Source organism: Pradoshia sp. Z5_111 (genome assembly GCF_058267535.1).
This window is the reverse complement of record NZ_JBZCPQ010000004.1, coordinates 349,254-364,921: the sequence shown is the minus strand read 5'-3', so window position 1 is coordinate 364,921 and position 15,668 is coordinate 349,254. Positions and strand designations below refer to the sequence as shown.

Here is a 15,668-nt window from a genome sequence, read left to right as displayed (position 1 = left end):
GAGGTTAAAACGTGAGTACTATTGCTCAAAAAAAGGGGTTTCTTAGTGTCGTTTGGGATTATTTAACGACTGTTGACCATAAGAAAATTGCCAAGCTCTATATCTTTGCAGGTGGATTTTTCTTCTTGCTGGGTGGGCTTGAGGCAATGTTTATACGAATTCAGCTTGTAAAGCCAGAGAATGATTTTATCAGCGGTGGAATGTTTAACCAAATTATTACCATGCATGGAACAACCATGATTTTCCTTGCCGCCATGCCTTTATTGCTTGGATTTATGAATGCGATTATGCCGCTGCAAATCGGTGCTAGAGACGTAGCATTTCCATTTTTAAATTCATTAGGTTTTTGGTTGTTTTTCTTTGGAGGAGTCTTTTTAAACTTATCCTGGTTTATGGGCGGAGCGCCTGATGCAGGATGGACATCTTATGCAACTCTATCGTTGGCTTCTGAAAGTCACGGTATAGATTTTTACATACTTGGACTTCAGATATCAGGTATGGGCTCGTTAATAGGGGGAATTAACTTCCTGGCCACGATTATTAATATGAGAGCACCTGGAATGACGTTTATGCGTATGCCGCTTTTCACGTGGACAACATTTGTGGCATCTGCCTTAATTCTATTTGCTTTCCCGCCGCTTACAGTTGGTTTGACACTAATGATGTTTGACCGTATGTTTGGTTCCAGTTTCTTTGTAACGGCTTTGGGTGGAAATACAATTATTTGGGAACATTTATTCTGGATCTTTGGACATCCGGAAGTATATATTTTGGTTCTTCCGGCATTCGGAATATTCTCTGAAATTATTCCAACATTCTCAAGAAAGAGATTATTTGGATATTCATCTATGGTCTTTGCAACCATTTTAATCGGTTTCCTAGGCTTCATGGTATGGGCTCACCATATGTTTACGGTTGGTCTTGGACCGGTCGCAAATGCGATATTTGCAGTAGCAACAATGGCGATAGCTGTTCCGACTGGTATAAAGATCTTCAACTGGATTTTCACGATGTGGGGTGGTCAGATTACGTTTACGACCCCTATGTTATACGCCGTTGCATTTATTCCATCTTTTGTAATGGGTGGAGTAACGGGAATTATGAATGCCGCAGCTCCGGCTGACTATCAGTATCATGATAGCTATTTCGTTGTTGCCCATTTCCACTATGTTATCGTCGGTGGAGTAGTGCTGGCCTTGTTGGCAGGTACACATTTTTACTGGCCAAAAATATTCGGTACAGTATTGAATGAATTCATGGGTAAAATCACATTCTGGTTATTCCTAATCGGATTCCATTTAACATTCTTTGTTCAACATTTCCTTGGATTAATGGGAATGCCTAGACGTGTTTTCACTTATTTGGACGGACAGGGATGGGATAATGGCAACTTAATATCTACTGTCGGTGCATTCATGATGGCTGTAGCAGTCATTATATTATTGGTTAATATCGTAGTTACTTCAGTTAAAAATGTTAAAGTCGGTAATGACCCATGGCAAGACGGACGTACACTTGAGTGGGCAATTTCTTCACCGGCTCCTGAATACAACTTTGAAAGATTACCATTAGTAAGAGGATATGATGCATGGTGGCTTGAAAAAATGGAAGGCAGAAATGCGATGACACCGGCTGAACCTCTTGGTGATATCCATATGCCTAACAATTCAATTCTTCCTGTTATTATTTCTTTTGGATTGTTTGTTGCTGCATTTGGGGCGCTTTATAATGCAACGGATAAAGAATGGACAGTTCCGGTAATGGTGATTGGTTTGTTAATTACCTTTACAGCGATGCTCATCCGTTCTGTTAAAGATGATCATGGATATCATATCCACAAAGAAGATTTGGTATCTCCTAATGCTAAAAATGATAAGGGGGTTGAGGTGTAATGAATGCAGGGCAAAAATTCACACCAGAAACATGGCCATCTCACCCTGAGAAACACACAGATGACGGAAAGCATAAATTTTTAGGTTTTTGGCTTTTCCTCGCTGCAGAGACAGTGCTTTTTGCTTCATTATTTGCAACATACTTAGCTTTGAAAGATAGTGTACCACCTAATAAGGAAATGACTCTAGCCAAAGATTTATTTGATATGCCACTGGCGTTTATTGCTACTATGCTGCTGTTAACCAGCTCATTAACCAGTGTCTATGCGATGTATCATATGAGAAACTATGATTTTAAACAAATGCAGTTTTGGCTGTTAATCACTGTTTTATTAGGGGCTGCTTTCCTGGGCTTAGAGATTTACGAATTTAATCATTATGTGCATGAATACCATCATACATTTACAGGTTCTGCATTTGGATCCGCCTTTTACACATTAGTCGGCTTCCATGGTGCCCATGTTACCTTTGGATTATTGTGGATTATTACCTTAATGCTCCGTAATTCGAAACGTGGCTTAAATCTGTATAATGCACCGAAATTTTATGTTGCGAGTCTGTACTGGCATTTTATCGATGTTGTATGGGTATTCATATTTACAGTCGTTTACTTAATGGGAATGGTGGGGTGATGTTAAATGGAAAATCAACCTAAAACACATCTTAGTAAGGAAGCTCTTAAATATAGACGTAAGAAAAATGCGGAAGATATGAAGATGCAGGTTATTACATTTATTATGATGATCTTTCTTACCTTAATTGCGTTCTTTGCAGTAGGTTATGATGGATTTTCCAAGTGGTTCGTTTTACCATTCATCTTGTTGCTTGCAGTAATCCAAGTCATTTTTCAGCTCTATTATTTCATGCATATGAATAAAGAAGGTCATGGAACGATGGCAGGATTTATGTATACCGGGTTACTGATCGGTGTGACTACTATCCTTGCATTTGTATTAATTGTGTGGATTTAAAGATGGAATCGGCTTAACTTGTTAAGCCGATTTTTTTTAGAAACTAGAACTATATGATTTCTGGGTTATTCGATATTTTCTTGTGAATTTCTGGGCAGGAAAACTAATTATGAGGTGAGATAAATGGAATTAGATATATTTGGATTTAGGGCCCTGTGGAGTCCTTACCTGTTCCTCGTGACACTATTGATCATAGCCTTCTATTTTTATATCACCTATTTTAAAGCAGGTGACCAATTTAAAAAGAAAGAAGCTGTATACTTCTCGATAGCTATGATTCTTTTATACATGATAAAGGGTTCGCCAATAGATTTGTTGGGACATCTTTCTTTCACAGTTCATATGGTTCAAATGGCTTTTTTATTTTTAGTAATTCCGCCATTTTTTCTATTGGGATTGCCTGATTGGTTACTAAAAAAGTTCGTATTTAAAAAATGGTTTTTAATGATTACACAACCATTAATCACTTTGATTTTCTTTAATGGGCTGTTTTCTTTTTACCATGTTCCATCCATTTTTGATATCGTCAAAGTCAATATGTTGCTTCATGGGCTTTTCACTGTGGTATTGTTTATTTCCTCGCTGTTCATGTGGTGGCATCTAGTTAATAAAATTGAAGAAAGCCAAAGATTATCAGGATTAAAGAAAATTGGCTATATTTTTGCCAATGGAATATTAATTACACCGGCCTGTGCGCTTATCATCTTTTCTAAAGATCCCATGTATGCAACTTATGCAGATCCAGCTGTGTGGATGGAGGCAATGAAACTGTGTGTTCCTGCCGGTACCTTATCCGCATTGGACTTAAGCAGTCCTCAAATGTTTATCAATATGCCGGCTGTTGAAGATCAGCAAACAGGCGGTGTCATTATGAAAATAATTCAAGAAATAGTATATGGAATTATCCTGGCTACAACTTTCTTCACTTGGTTTAAAGAAGATACCAAACAGGCGGATGCAGAGACAGAACGTTTTATGGAAGCGAATCCGCACTTAGGGAACTAATTAATAAAAGTGAAACTTTAGTGAATACTGTATTATAATTTGAGTTTTAAAATTTAATATTTTACAATTATAGAGTTAACAGAATAAGTAAAGTGAGGTTCCACCATTATGAGCAGTTCATTACCAGTCCTGCCTACGATCAGCACGGCTTGTATCGTAATCAGCGCAATCCTTGTAGGCTTTGGAGTATGGCAAGTAAAAAAAGGGAATATAAAGGTCCACGAAAAATTAATGTTTTGGGCAGCTATTTTTGCAATTGTGTTCTTTATTATTTATGCAAGCAGAACGTTATTTATAGGGAACACGGCATTTGGAGGACCTGATTCAATAAAAATTTACTATACAATCTTTTTAATCTCACATATTACATTGGCTACAATTGGAGCCGTAATGGGGATTATCAGTCTGTATTATGGTTTTAAAGGGAAGATTGAGAAACATCGAAAAATTGCTCCGCCTACAAGTGTCATTTGGATGGTGAACGCGGTTGCTGGTGTCACTGTATATTTATTGCTTTATGTAATATACGAAGGTGGTAAAACAACAAGTGTGTTTAAAGCGATTATTGGTTCATAAAAAATAAAAGTTGCATAGGTAAAACGGGTCGTCTCATAGAATTAGAGATGACCTTTTTTCGTTTCTTTCTTTTACATGAGTCGTAAAAATGGTGTAGTTAAATATTTTCTCAGGAATGGCTGATGTTTATCATAGGTTTTATTTAGAGGCAATTAATCGGAGGTGCGGTAATGAAACAAATTAGAACTAATCGCATTCTTATCTTCCCCTGTTCCATCTCATTGGCAAAGTCTCTTATTTTGTACCCATATGATTTCAAAATGGTATCGCCGGTAATTGTTCCTGAATCTTTCCCATCTGACCGAGTGAAATGTATACTTCCTCTTTTAATAGAATTATATGAATTGGAAGGTGGGGATGCAGGTTGGTGGATCTGTTTTATTATTGATTTGCAAAGCCAAAAATTCATTGGAGAATTGGAGTTGGAGGGAGAAGGTGAAAACTTAACCTTTTCTTTAAGCTTTACAGATGCTCAGACAGAAAAAGAGTTTGTTTCTGAAGTTATGGAGGGCTTTTTCTATTATATTCATAAAATAGGAATTGCCCAAATGATCCAAACAGAAATAGGAGATAAGCGTTCTTATTATAAGGAGACCTTAAAAAAGTACGGTTTTAAAGCAGAGAGAGTGGAGGGAGACTATTATTTAATGAAAAGAAAAATAACATAAGCCTGCGGAAATCACACAATCTGCAGGCTTATTTGTTAACCTTTATTCCACTTCTACAAATATATCGAGTTCAGCTTTCACTGCCGCAAGAACTGTCTCGCATTGTTTTTGAAGAGATGTTGGAAATTTCTCTGTTTCTCCATATTCGACACCATGTGGATAATAATGCTTCCCAAGGACTGGTGTCATGAGTTGTATGGTTGCGCGATGTGCACCCACGTCACCTTCGACCGCATATCCAAAGACGCGTAAATAGAAAGTACCATCCCTTAATTCATATTTCTTGTCGTAGGAAACGCGTTCGTAATCCCATTGTTCGGCTCTGACTAAACCGTTCTCACTCATGACCTCATCCAGTCTGTTTAGGTTCACTTGGTATTTTTCAAGTCCTGTATTTTCAAATCTCATCTTATTTCCTCCTATCCCCTTTTAGAAAATGCCTTTTTCAGTATGAAACAAGTTTTGGAAATTCTCATTTTAATTTTAGTATTAATTTACCTTATCTGCAATAAATTGTTCTTTTATAGAGGCAGAAAGGTAAATTCGTTCAATTTGCTATTCAAAATGTTTATATTATACTTATTTTTCATTGTTTACATCTAAGTGATAGGTTTGTTTGAATTCTAATGGTATAATAAAAAAATATAAAGTAAGAATGACAGGAGGGACCACCTCTGAAATTGGTCTTTAGGGTTTTCTTTAGTTTAATTTTAATAATAATCTTCGGCATCTATGTTACGGTTAAAGATGATGTCAAAGAAAATACAGCTATCATTGATCAAAATTCCGTTAATGAAAATACCATGGAAACTTCTGATAAGATTAGAGAGTTAACAGATAATGAATCCAGACCTGAACAGGGTGTATCTAAATGGATTGGTAAAACTAGTAATCAGTTACTGGATGAATACGGGGAGCCTGATCGTATTGATCCTTCAGCTTATGGATATAATTGGTGGATCTATAATGATACATTAAGTAAGTATATACAATTTGGCGTAAACGAAAAGGATAAAAAAATTGTAACCCTATACAGTTCAGCAGAAGATGTTAATTTATATCCATTCTTTATTGATCAAACAGTGGAGTCCTTATATAAGGAATTGAATATGAATAGTTATATTGAAATGAACTGGAAAGGCACTGAATATCGTTTTGAGTTGTCGGAAGAAGATCTTCATTATCGCCCTCTAATCAAGTTTGGAGATATGTATGCTCAGGTTTATTTGGATAAAATTCTCGGTCAGGTATCAGGCGTGCGGTTTATGGATGCAAAGACATTGATTATGCATAAGCCATATGAGCTGACATACCGTGGAGAATTACATGAACCTGAAGAGTTAACGGATGAAGAATGGAAGCTGGTTGAAGAAGGAAGTCAGCAGCAAATTCTTGATTTGACAAACATCATTCGAACACGTTTTGACTTAGGTACCCTTGAATTTGATGAAAAAATTTCTGCTGTGGCATTTAAACATAGCGAAGACATGATGGTGAATGAGTATTTTGATCATGTATCACCCGATGATAAAGATGTTGGTGATCGTCTGAAGGAAGGCGGTGTTTCTTACTATTCAGCTGGCGAAAACATAGCTGCTCAGTATACAGATGCAATTGCGGCTGTTGAAGGATGGTTAAATAGTAAAGGGCACAGAGATATAATGTTAAATGAAGATTTTACGCACCTTGGTGTGGGAGTATATAAAAGATACTATACACAAAACTTTGTTGCGTTAACTGATTAAATGATACAAAAAAGAGCACTGAAGGAAAGTATTTCTCCTCAGTGCTCTTTTTTTGTGTGTAAATATTATTTATATAAATGAAGTCTATGCACGGAATTCTTTGGAAATATGCATCACTTATCTATCTATCGAAACATATACTACCCTAGGCGTATGTCATGTGGTGAGGTGAAATTAAATGGATGATTCCAAATTGCATCCTTCTGTCCAGAATTTTAAGCTTTTTCTTAAGAGTAATCCGAAAATCGTAAAAGATGTAAGGATGGGTAAGAAAACATGGCAGGAAATTTATGAAGATTGGTCTTTGCTTGGTGATCAGGATGAAGTGTGGAATGAATATAAAGAGGAAAAAAATATGAAGGAAGAAACTGAAAAAACAGATAAGGGCGAGTTTATTTCACAGCTTTTTAATCAACTTAAAAAAATGGACCCTGATCAAATCCAAAAACAAATTGGGAATTTTAGTCAGGTTTTAGGAGTGGTTCAGGGAGTCATCTCTCAATTTCAATCTTCCGGACAATCAGAAAGTGCACCACCTCCCGTCCAGAATAATCATCCTTTCAAATTTCGGCAAGATTAGGTAGATAGGAGTGAGAGTTTGAGACAAGATATCTATGAATTAATTGAGGCAGATGAAGATTTACTGAGTTTTTTGAGGCAACAACCAATCTGGTACAGACGTTTGTGCAGAAATCCACAGGATTTTTCGAAATTTGATACTGAAGCTAAGTACTTTTTTAAAAAAACGATTCCGGATCGGGTTCATCAGCTTTCAAACAGCGTTCAAATGGCTTCAATGATGGTTTCAATGTTTCAATCAATGAATAATGGTGAATAACGTTGTTTAAAGAAATGAGGACATTCTGTAAGAGTAGATGAAGTAAGGGAGGTTTAGTTGCGAATTACTTCTTCTACTTACCAAAGTAATAGGGGACAAGCCATAATTGCTACTTTTATAGGTGGATAATATTTCTAAGTTATAGCATCCTTGGATATTACGTGGTATGATAAGGTTGGAGGTGAGTATTTTTATGCTTGCTACTATTGAAACGGTTGAAATCATTGACCAAGCTGAACAATTGGCTAAAGATATAATGAACTCAGATATAGCTAAGCAATACTTTTTAAGTTTACATCAGATGAAGAAGGATCAAATGGCCCAGAAAAAAATTCAAGCGTTTAATTCTTTAAAGGATGCTTACGAGGAAGTACAGCGTTTCGGAAGATACCATCCGGATTATCGAACTGTCTCTAAAGCAATTCGTGAGGCTAAAAGGGAAATGGACCTTCATCCATCTATTATTGAATATAAACTGGCTGAAACAAACTTACAGCAAATACTTGATGAAATTAGTATGCTGATTGGTCATTCAGTATCCCCTCATATAAAAGTCCCGACAGGAAATCCGTTTTTTGAATCCTCCTGTAGCGGAGGTTGTGGCAGCGGGGGAAGTTGTGGATGTTCCTAACGGGAACGAGATAAAAAAAGGGCAATCCCAGAATCAAATGGGGTTGTCTTTTTGTGTATATGGCCGACATTAGAATTCTGTAAAACTAAAATAAACGTTTTTTTAGAAACAAGTATTAAGGGTGTATGATAAACCTATTCGATCCTCCATAGGAAAGTGGAGCTGGTATCTTTTCTATTGCGTACTTAGATATAACTATGCTGTTTCATTTAAAGTACTCCAATCATTTTTGTTATAAATTCTGATAAGGCAGTCTTGCCAAGGATATAATTCAGTTGGATGCAAATCTCTCCGATTTGTTCAGTAGATCTTACATACCATTCTCTCTAAATATTGATACACCTTTTAGTAATATGGTACACTAAATATAAATTGCATCCTAAAGGGGTATGTATATGTTTGTAGAAAGGCAAAGCCTGATTGTTTGGCTACATAGTCTAAAACAAGTGAAAACTCTGCGTAAAACAGGCAATCTGCATTATGTTTCCCGCAAATTAAAATATGCCGTATTATATGTAAATATGGACGAAATAGAAGCAGTTTCAGAAAAATTATCTTCCTATGCTTTTGTCAAAAAAGTTGAATTTTCTCAAAAACCTTTTATTAAAACTGAATTTGAGAGTAAAAAGCATGAAAAAGAAAAGGAAGAATATAGAATAGGTATTTAAAGAAAAACCGGATCCTGATGGGTCCGGTTTTTCTTTATTGCCATGGGGGTAAAAAACGATTCATGCGCAGAATACCTATTAAATACTGATAATAAAGGTCAGGATCAGCAAAAGTAGATGAATGTCTGACTTCCAACGTTATAATTTCTTTACCTTGCTCCTTAGCTGCCTGGTCAAATAGTTCATAACGCTTGCTTGGCTTATTATCTAGGACAGGTATTCCTTCTCTGCAAATATAAATTGGGATGAAATCGCCATAGCTTGATTTTTTCATAATCAATACAAACGACATGACTTTACCGCTGGGTCCATCTGACTGTAAGCTTAAAAAATGATTGATTCGATATTGATTAGCCTTTGCTAATTCCAATAGCTCATAAAGGTCAGAATATCCGGGTCCTAATTCTATAAAACGTTGATTCATTCTTGTATTTCCTCCTGTAAATCGGATATTGATAAGTGTATCATAATCCGGTCAAGTACATCAGGAATATTACTGTATCCCAATAAGTGTTCGCATCAACTGGTCTTTTAATTAAATTAGTTATTTTTGAAACTTATTCACTGTGGAAATAGGTGGCAGTTAATTCACCCAAAAGAAAAGCCCTGGCACACAAGGGCGCCAGGGCTTCCTTCTACGCGCTTTTACAAACGCAGAAGGCAAAGGGAGAGGAGAAACCGGAGGAAGAACTTATGGGGAAACGTAAGTCTTCTCCGCGGTTGGCAACAACACCTCTGAAGATGTTGTTGTTAGTAGTATGACCAAATCGAACTGAACTATTCATTGTTAGCAGAAATTTGATTTCTATTTGTGAAATCAAGATTTTATGGTAGGATATTTTAGAAAGTTGAATACATATGAAATTTGGTGACAGATTATGCGAGTCATTTCAGGTACTTGTAAGGGAAGGCCATTAAAGGCTGTTCCAGGCATGACAACTCGGCCAACTACGGACAAAGTAAAAGAATCTTTATTTAATATTGTAGGACCATATTTTGAAGGTGGAGCGGTCCTGGATTTATTTTCGGGAAGCGGATCCCTTGGGCTTGAAGCCTTGAGCAGAGGAATGGAAAAAGGAGTTTTTGTTGATAAAGACTCAAAAGCTATTCAAATTATCAAAATGAATATCAGTGCATGTAAATTCGAAAATCAAGCTGAGGTTCATAGGAGTGATGCACTGAGATCACTAAAAGCTCTTGGAAAGAGAAAAGCTCAATTTGATCTCATTTTTATGGATCCTCCCTATAAAATAGCTACGATGATACCTGCTCTTATTGAAGAAATTGAAAGTGCGGAATTATTGGAAGAAGACGGTATGATAATATGTGAACATGGAGAAGAATTAACATTGCCTGAAAAAATTGGCGATTTTACTAAGTTCCGTGTTGAAAAGTATGGTATTACTGCTGTGTCCTTTTTCGAACGTTAAATATCTATGAAGAAATGGGGGGGAGAATGGTGAAGAAAATAGCTGTATGTCCTGGAAGTTTTGATCCTATAACATACGGACATCTTGATATTATTCAAAGAGGAGCACGCATATTTGACGAAATATATGTCGGTGTCCTTCATAACTCTGCTAAAAAATCTTTATTTACGGTGGAGGAAAGAGTGCAAATCATTGAAGAAGCAACTGCTCATATACCAAATGTGAAAGTGGACAGTTTTCAGGGGTTGCTCGTGGATTATGCTAAGGCAAGAAATGCTAATGCAGTCATCCGAGGGTTGAGAGCTGTTTCTGACTTCGAGTATGAGATGCAAATCACATCTATGAATCGGTTATTGAACGATCAAATTGAAACATTTTTTATCATGACAAATAATCAATATTCCTTTTTGAGCTCCTCGATCGTTAAAGAAGTAGCGAAGTACGGTGGAGATGTTTCAGAGCTTGTTCCTGAATGTGTACAAAAACGGCTGAGAATAAAGATGTCTGAATAAAATATGCTCAATCTATCAATTTACTGTTAAAAAGAAGCCAATCCTACTTTAATAGGAATTGGCTTTTTATATGGATTTCTTATACTGTATGTATAATAAAAGGGTGTAGCCGGCCAAAGAAAGAATAGTAATTAATGCACCGTAGTTAAGGAAGAAATTCAGGATAGTGCTGGATAATCCCTGCGTTTCCATTGAAAAAACAAATTCGGTAATTGATGTATTTTCAGAAGTAGATAACCGCAAGTATACGGGTTTCCATAAGATCACTGTAAGAATCGCAGCAAAAAACGTATGAATAATGCGTGCGAGGAAGAAAGGTTTAAAGCGTATATCCGTTTCAGCTAAGATGCTGGCAACTTGAGCTTGTATACTGAATCCTCCAAATGCGAGTAGAGCACTTACAATGATTGCTTGTGTCAATAATGTTGCACCACCAGCTTGGCTTGTTAATTGTGATCCCAACGTGATTTCAAATAACCCCGAAATAAAAGGAATGCTTAAAGTGGACGGCAGGTGAAGTGTATGAAACAGGCTGCTGAAAATGGATGCAAAGAAGCCGGTAATATGTAAGTGAAACAATAGCTTGTTAATCACGGAAAAAATGATGATAAATCCTCCAATCATCAAAAGTGTTTGTATGGAGGAATTAACTGCATCTCCTAAAATTTTTCCAAATGGCCGCTGGTCATTTAGACGGGTGCGGTGCATGCTTTTTAAAGCTGTCATGATCGGGAAAATAGTTGTATCTTTTTTGCTGCGGTCAAGTTTGTTTTTCTCTTCATTTCTCCCGTAAAACCTCATTACTAAACCAACAAAAATATTCGCTGCATAATGGGTTAACCCTAATAGTATTCCAAGTTTAGCATTATTAAAAAAACCGATAGATACAGCACCGAAAATAAATAATGGATTTGATGAACTTGTAAACGACACTAATCGTTCAGCCTCTATTCTCGATAGCTGACCTTCATCTCTTAGTCTGGCTGTTAGTTTTGCTCCAGATGGATTACCAGATGCAAGTCCCATTGCCCATACAAACCCTCCTGCACCTGGTACCTTAAATAATGGCCGCATGAGAGGCTCTAAAAAGACACCCAGTAGTTTTACTACACCAAATGCAATCAACATTTCTGCAATAATTAAAAAAGGCAATAAGGAAGGAAAGACAATTTCAAGCCAAATATTCAACCCTCGAACAGAGGCTTCGAAGGCTTCCTGTGGCATCAAGATCAATGCAGCTGCCATAATAACTGCAATTAATGCAAAAAGCATTGATTTTAAGATTGATTTATCCAATTTATATCCCTTCCCTTATTGAATTTAAGCGTGGTAAATAATCTGGTGCTAAAATATATTTAGTAAAATGAATAGAAGTTTTTTCAGATGGCTGGGTTGTCCCCAATATCAAAATATACTCATAGGAAAATAATTTAGAACTAATACTCCTGTTAAAGGAGCATGCTTGGAATCAGTACGGATAAAGGAGAGTCAAAAGAAATGGAACCTAAAATTGGATTAGCGCTTGGCTCTGGCGGTGCAAGGGGATTTGCACATATTGGTTTATTAAAAGTGCTAAATAGTGAAGGTATAAACATCGATTACATAGCCGGGAGCAGTATGGGGGCTTTAATAGGCAGTTTTTATGCAAGTGGATCAGACTTAGACCTGTTACAAAAAGTTTCATTGCAATTTAAAAGAAAATACTTTATGGATCTGACTGTACCGAGATTAGGATTTGTAGCTGGGAAAAAGATTGAGGAATACATTCGATTATTTACAAAAAATCAAAATATAGAGGATCTCTCAATTCCTTTAGCGATAGTGGCAACGGATATAGAAAAAGGAGAGAGAGTTATTTTTACGGAAGGTCCTGTATATGAAGCGGTAAGAGCCAGTATATCAATACCCGGCATTTTCGTACCTAAAAGAATCAATGGTAAATTGCTTGTGGATGGAGGATTAATGGATCGGGTCCCTGTTTCGGTTGTGAAAGAAATGGGAGCGGATATCGTGATTGCAAGCAATGTTTCCGCAACAAAAGGAGATGCAGATATTGGGTCTATATACGATGTTATTTTTAAAAGTTTAGATATACTGCAAATGGAAATTGTCAAAATTAAAGGGATTAACGCTGATGTAATGATTCAGCCCCCTGTTGAGTCTTTTAGTTCATTGGCATTTACAAACATTCAGGAAATTATTATGATTGGGGAGCAAGAAGCAAGAAAAAGACTGCCGGAGATTAAACAGGTCATACAGCATTGGAAGGAGAAAAAAGATGAAGCATAACCGTAAACTTAATATAGGCAAAATCGGGATCGCAGTTTTATTGTTGGCATTTCTGGCTGCATTTTATAAATTGCCTTATTATGTTTCCACCCCTGGGTCGGCGGAGACACTGGAGCAATTTGTAGAGGTTGAAGATGGAAGTGAAGCGGACGGCTCTTTTATGCTGACAACAATCCGAATGGGCAGAGCGAATATTTATACATATGCATGGGCTAAAATAGCAGATTATCATAAAATATATGAACTGGAAGAAATCAGAAGCCAGGATGAAACCGATGAAGAATATACGGTTAGACAATTAAAACTAATGGATGATTCCCAAACATCTGCAATCCTGAACGGGTATAAAAAAGCAGGCTATGAAGCCAAAGTGAAAGTAGAAGGAATATACGTGCTGCAGATTGCCAAGGGTAAACCTGCAGATGGAGTATTGAAGCCGGGAGATCGAATTATTAAAGTCGATGGAAGTGGAATCGAGTCAAGTGAATTTTTCATAGACTATATTTCCTCGAAAAAAGCTGGAGACCAAGTAAAATTAGATATTAAGCGTGATAATAAAAATATTGTTAAGACACTGCAATTGGAGATGCTGGAGGAAACTGGAAAGGTTGGTGTGGGCATTACCTTGGTCGAAGATCGAAGTGTTGAAACGGACCGAGAAATCGAGATCGACGCAGATAGCATTGGAGGACCTTCTGCTGGGTTAATGTTTACTTTGGAAATCTTTAATCAATTAACGGAAGAGGATTATACGAAAGGGAAGAAAATAGCAGGAACAGGTACCATTTCTGATGATGGAACAGTCGGTCCTATCGGTGGTATTGATCAGAAAATTGTAGCAGCTGATAATGCGGATGCGGAAGTGTTTTTTGCCCCTAATCAACAAGGTGCTGAGGAATCAGATTATAAATTAGCTGTAAAAACAGCAGAAGAGATTGGAACAGATATGATTATTGTTCCTGTGGACACAGTTGATGATGCACTGGATTATTTAAAAAGCATGAAATAAGAGAAGTTGGTTTTAAAGAAGAAGCCATTGATTCGGACAGTGAATCAATGGCTTCGTTTTTTCAATCAGCTAAGACGATGGGTGACATATATTCACGTTTTTGAGCTTTCATAGCAATAGCAGGGGGAAGAGCGGCAGCATGAACAATGGCAGCTCGCTTATCAATATTTATTAATGGATTTTTACAGGCTGCTAGGCGTGATACGATTTGATTTCCCTTTTCTTTTTTTATACTTTTTAAATAGTGCTGCCCGGCAGCTGTAAAGCCCAACACGCGTATATAAGGTGGAGTCAGGTCTTTTGGCATTTCATCTTTTGTGAAATTTAATAGCGTATAGGTTAGTATTCTTTGCAGCCGAGTCCAGGTATATCGCTTCGTTTTAATTAATGACATAAATTCCATGAAATTACTGGCGCGTTCAGCGGCTTCAATTAGTCGGTTCTCTAAACCTTCTTTCATTTCGTAAATTTTGGCAAGAGATTCTGCGGGCGTCGTGATTAATTTAACTTTTAAAAATGGCCAATACAGCTCCCAATTATGTAACGTGCGCTGCTCAGTTGTATAAGCTTGGAGATGGGCAAATGTTGTATCCGGAACAAAGGATGAGATAGCATCCAGTTTACCGCTTTCCATTAGTTCTTTCCGTATACCAGTTGCACTGGCTATTGTGCCTGGCATGAGAGTTGGATCGTGATACCCCGAACCGGTTCGTTTAATGGTCACTGGCTCGATGGATAATTTGTGTTTTAAAATTGCGGATACATAGTGATACCCAAGGATATTATTTGGCTGGTCTAAAGAAAGCATAGAAGGATGACGCGCTTGTAATTCCGAAAAGGCCAGAGAAGCAGCCTTGGGGTAGCTGTATCCCTCCTTGCTATAGTGCTGTATCCATTGATCGATTTCCTTAGAATTTTCCTGAATAATTGAATATGTATCTATAAAGGGTTCTATTTCTCCTTGCTCGCTCCCAAAACAAACAGACTGACAGCCAACTTCTTCTAATAATAAGATAGCTGCTTCGGAGAAATATTCTGCCTTTTGGACGGCATGAACAAATGGAAGCTCGATGATTAGATCAATACCAGCCTTTAAGGCCATGGAAGCCCTTGTCCATTTATCCACCAGGGCTGGCTCCCCTCGCTGAAGGAAATTTCCGCTCATTACGCCTATAGTCACATCAGCTTTTGTAATAGCTTTGGCTTGTTGTAAATGATATAAATGTCCATTATGAAAAGGATTATATTCTACTACAAGTCCCAGGGCATTCATATTGTACACCTCCTGATAAATGGTTGTTTTTTTAATAGTATATGATGGAGGAATCAGGAAGCAAGCATGCCATAATCTTATACGAGATTAATTCTGTTTTCAAAATGAAACTTTTCGGGTAAAATAGTTAAATAAGCGCTTAAAATTTGCATGAGGGTATC

19 protein-coding genes are annotated in these 15,668 nt (G+C 37.1%); 15 read left to right on the top strand and 4 right to left on the bottom strand.

What is annotated here, in order from left to right; translation table 11 throughout:
- The first annotated feature begins 11 nt into the window (after positions 1 to 11).
- The 6 genes from ctaD to AC4D4A_RS11275 all read left to right on the top strand — a co-directional run bounded on the left by ctaD (position 12) and on the right by AC4D4A_RS11275 (position 5,112).
- Positions 12 to 1,892, top strand: a complete 1,881-nt coding sequence (gene ctaD / locus AC4D4A_RS11300) for a cytochrome c oxidase subunit I (RefSeq protein ID WP_490995988.1) — start codon at positions 12 to 14, stop codon at positions 1,890 to 1,892.
- On the top strand, positions 1,892 to 2,524 hold the full coding sequence (locus AC4D4A_RS11295) for a cytochrome (ubi)quinol oxidase subunit III (RefSeq protein ID WP_066100784.1): 633 nt from the start codon (positions 1,892 to 1,894) through the stop codon (positions 2,522 to 2,524). The genes ctaD and AC4D4A_RS11295 overlap by 1 nt, the downstream gene beginning before the upstream one ends.
- A 6-nt stretch (positions 2,525 to 2,530) precedes the next feature.
- Positions 2,531 to 2,863 (top strand): cytochrome c oxidase subunit IVB, encoded by a 333-nt coding sequence (ctaF, locus tag AC4D4A_RS11290; protein WP_066100781.1) that lies wholly within the window; start codon positions 2,531 to 2,533, stop codon positions 2,861 to 2,863.
- A 123-nt stretch (positions 2,864 to 2,986) separates the two neighbouring features.
- Positions 2,987 to 3,868, top strand: a complete 882-nt coding sequence (gene ctaG, locus AC4D4A_RS11285; protein ID WP_490995987.1) for a cytochrome c oxidase assembly factor CtaG — start codon at positions 2,987 to 2,989, stop codon at positions 3,866 to 3,868.
- A 108-nt stretch (positions 3,869 to 3,976) separates the two neighbouring features.
- On the top strand, positions 3,977 to 4,444 hold the full coding sequence (locus tag AC4D4A_RS11280; protein WP_490995986.1) for a DUF420 domain-containing protein: 468 nt from the start codon (positions 3,977 to 3,979) through the stop codon (positions 4,442 to 4,444).
- Positions 4,445 to 4,614: 170 nt separating this feature from the next.
- A complete protein-coding gene (locus AC4D4A_RS11275; protein WP_490995985.1) occupies positions 4,615 to 5,112 on the top strand; it encodes a hypothetical protein in 498 nt (165 codons plus the stop codon).
- A gap of 42 nt (positions 5,113 to 5,154) precedes the next feature.
- Here the strand turns inward: AC4D4A_RS11275 and AC4D4A_RS11270 are convergent, their stop codons facing one another.
- Complete coding sequence (locus AC4D4A_RS11270; RefSeq protein WP_490995984.1) at positions 5,155 to 5,520, bottom strand: YugN family protein; 366 nt, start codon at positions 5,518 to 5,520, stop codon at positions 5,155 to 5,157.
- A gap of 272 nt (positions 5,521 to 5,792) precedes the next feature.
- Here AC4D4A_RS11270 and AC4D4A_RS11265 point away from each other — a divergent pair, with 272 nt between their 5' ends.
- The 5 genes from AC4D4A_RS11265 (at position 5,793) to AC4D4A_RS11245 (ending at position 8,994) form a co-directional block, all read left to right on the top strand.
- The gene (locus tag AC4D4A_RS11265; RefSeq protein WP_490995983.1) at positions 5,793 to 6,857 is read left to right on the top strand and encodes a CAP domain-containing protein; all 1,065 of its coding nucleotides are present in this window, start codon (positions 5,793 to 5,795) and stop codon (positions 6,855 to 6,857) included.
- A 178-nt stretch (positions 6,858 to 7,035) separates the two neighbouring features.
- Positions 7,036 to 7,437, top strand: coding sequence for a spore coat protein YlbD (gene ylbD / locus AC4D4A_RS11260; protein WP_490995982.1), 402 nt, complete (start codon positions 7,036 to 7,038; stop codon positions 7,435 to 7,437).
- 18 nt (positions 7,438 to 7,455) lie between these two features.
- The gene (locus AC4D4A_RS11255; RefSeq protein WP_490995981.1) at positions 7,456 to 7,695 is read left to right on the top strand and encodes a YlbE-like family protein; all 240 of its coding nucleotides are present in this window, start codon (positions 7,456 to 7,458) and stop codon (positions 7,693 to 7,695) included.
- A gap of 193 nt (positions 7,696 to 7,888) precedes the next feature.
- Positions 7,889 to 8,326: a YlbF/YmcA family competence regulator gene (locus tag AC4D4A_RS11250; RefSeq protein WP_490995980.1), complete on the top strand. Its 438-nt coding sequence runs from the start codon at positions 7,889 to 7,891 to the stop codon at positions 8,324 to 8,326.
- Positions 8,327 to 8,721: 395 nt separating this feature from the next.
- Positions 8,722 to 8,994, top strand: a complete 273-nt coding sequence (locus AC4D4A_RS11245) for a YlbG family protein (RefSeq protein WP_066100758.1) — start codon at positions 8,722 to 8,724, stop codon at positions 8,992 to 8,994.
- 34 nt (positions 8,995 to 9,028) lie between these two features.
- Here the strand turns inward: AC4D4A_RS11245 and AC4D4A_RS11240 are convergent, their stop codons facing one another.
- Positions 9,029 to 9,418: a DUF7147 family protein gene (locus AC4D4A_RS11240; protein ID WP_490995979.1), complete on the bottom strand. Its 390-nt coding sequence runs from the start codon at positions 9,416 to 9,418 to the stop codon at positions 9,029 to 9,031.
- 454 nt (positions 9,419 to 9,872) lie between these two features.
- On the opposite strand from AC4D4A_RS11240, the gene rsmD reads away from it, so the two are divergent.
- Complete coding sequence (gene rsmD, locus AC4D4A_RS11235) at positions 9,873 to 10,424, top strand: 16S rRNA (guanine(966)-N(2))-methyltransferase RsmD (RefSeq protein WP_490995978.1); 552 nt, start codon at positions 9,873 to 9,875, stop codon at positions 10,422 to 10,424.
- 29 nt (positions 10,425 to 10,453) lie between these two features.
- Positions 10,454 to 10,936 carry a pantetheine-phosphate adenylyltransferase gene (gene coaD / locus AC4D4A_RS11230; RefSeq protein ID WP_490995977.1) on the top strand — a complete coding sequence of 161 codons (483 nt, stop codon included), beginning with the start codon at positions 10,454 to 10,456 and terminating at the stop codon, positions 10,934 to 10,936.
- A gap of 66 nt (positions 10,937 to 11,002) precedes the next feature.
- Here the strand turns inward: coaD and ylbJ are convergent, their stop codons facing one another.
- A complete protein-coding gene (gene ylbJ, locus AC4D4A_RS11225) occupies positions 11,003 to 12,232 on the bottom strand; it encodes a sporulation integral membrane protein YlbJ (RefSeq protein WP_490995976.1) in 1,230 nt (409 codons plus the stop codon).
- A gap of 201 nt (positions 12,233 to 12,433) precedes the next feature.
- Here ylbJ and AC4D4A_RS11220 point away from each other — a divergent pair, with 201 nt between their 5' ends.
- Both AC4D4A_RS11220 and AC4D4A_RS11215 read left to right on the top strand, forming a co-directional pair.
- On the top strand, positions 12,434 to 13,225 hold the full coding sequence (locus tag AC4D4A_RS11220; RefSeq protein WP_490995975.1) for a patatin-like phospholipase family protein: 792 nt from the start codon (positions 12,434 to 12,436) through the stop codon (positions 13,223 to 13,225).
- Positions 13,215 to 14,234: a SepM family pheromone-processing serine protease gene (locus tag AC4D4A_RS11215; protein ID WP_490995974.1), complete on the top strand. Its 1,020-nt coding sequence runs from the start codon at positions 13,215 to 13,217 to the stop codon at positions 14,232 to 14,234. The genes AC4D4A_RS11220 and AC4D4A_RS11215 overlap by 11 nt, the downstream gene beginning before the upstream one ends.
- Positions 14,235 to 14,295: 61 nt before the next feature.
- Here AC4D4A_RS11215 and AC4D4A_RS11210 read toward each other — a convergent pair whose 3' ends face one another.
- Positions 14,296 to 15,507, bottom strand: coding sequence for a nucleotidyltransferase (locus AC4D4A_RS11210; RefSeq protein ID WP_490995973.1), 1,212 nt, complete (start codon positions 15,505 to 15,507; stop codon positions 14,296 to 14,298).
- Positions 15,508 to 15,668 lie beyond the last annotated feature (161 nt).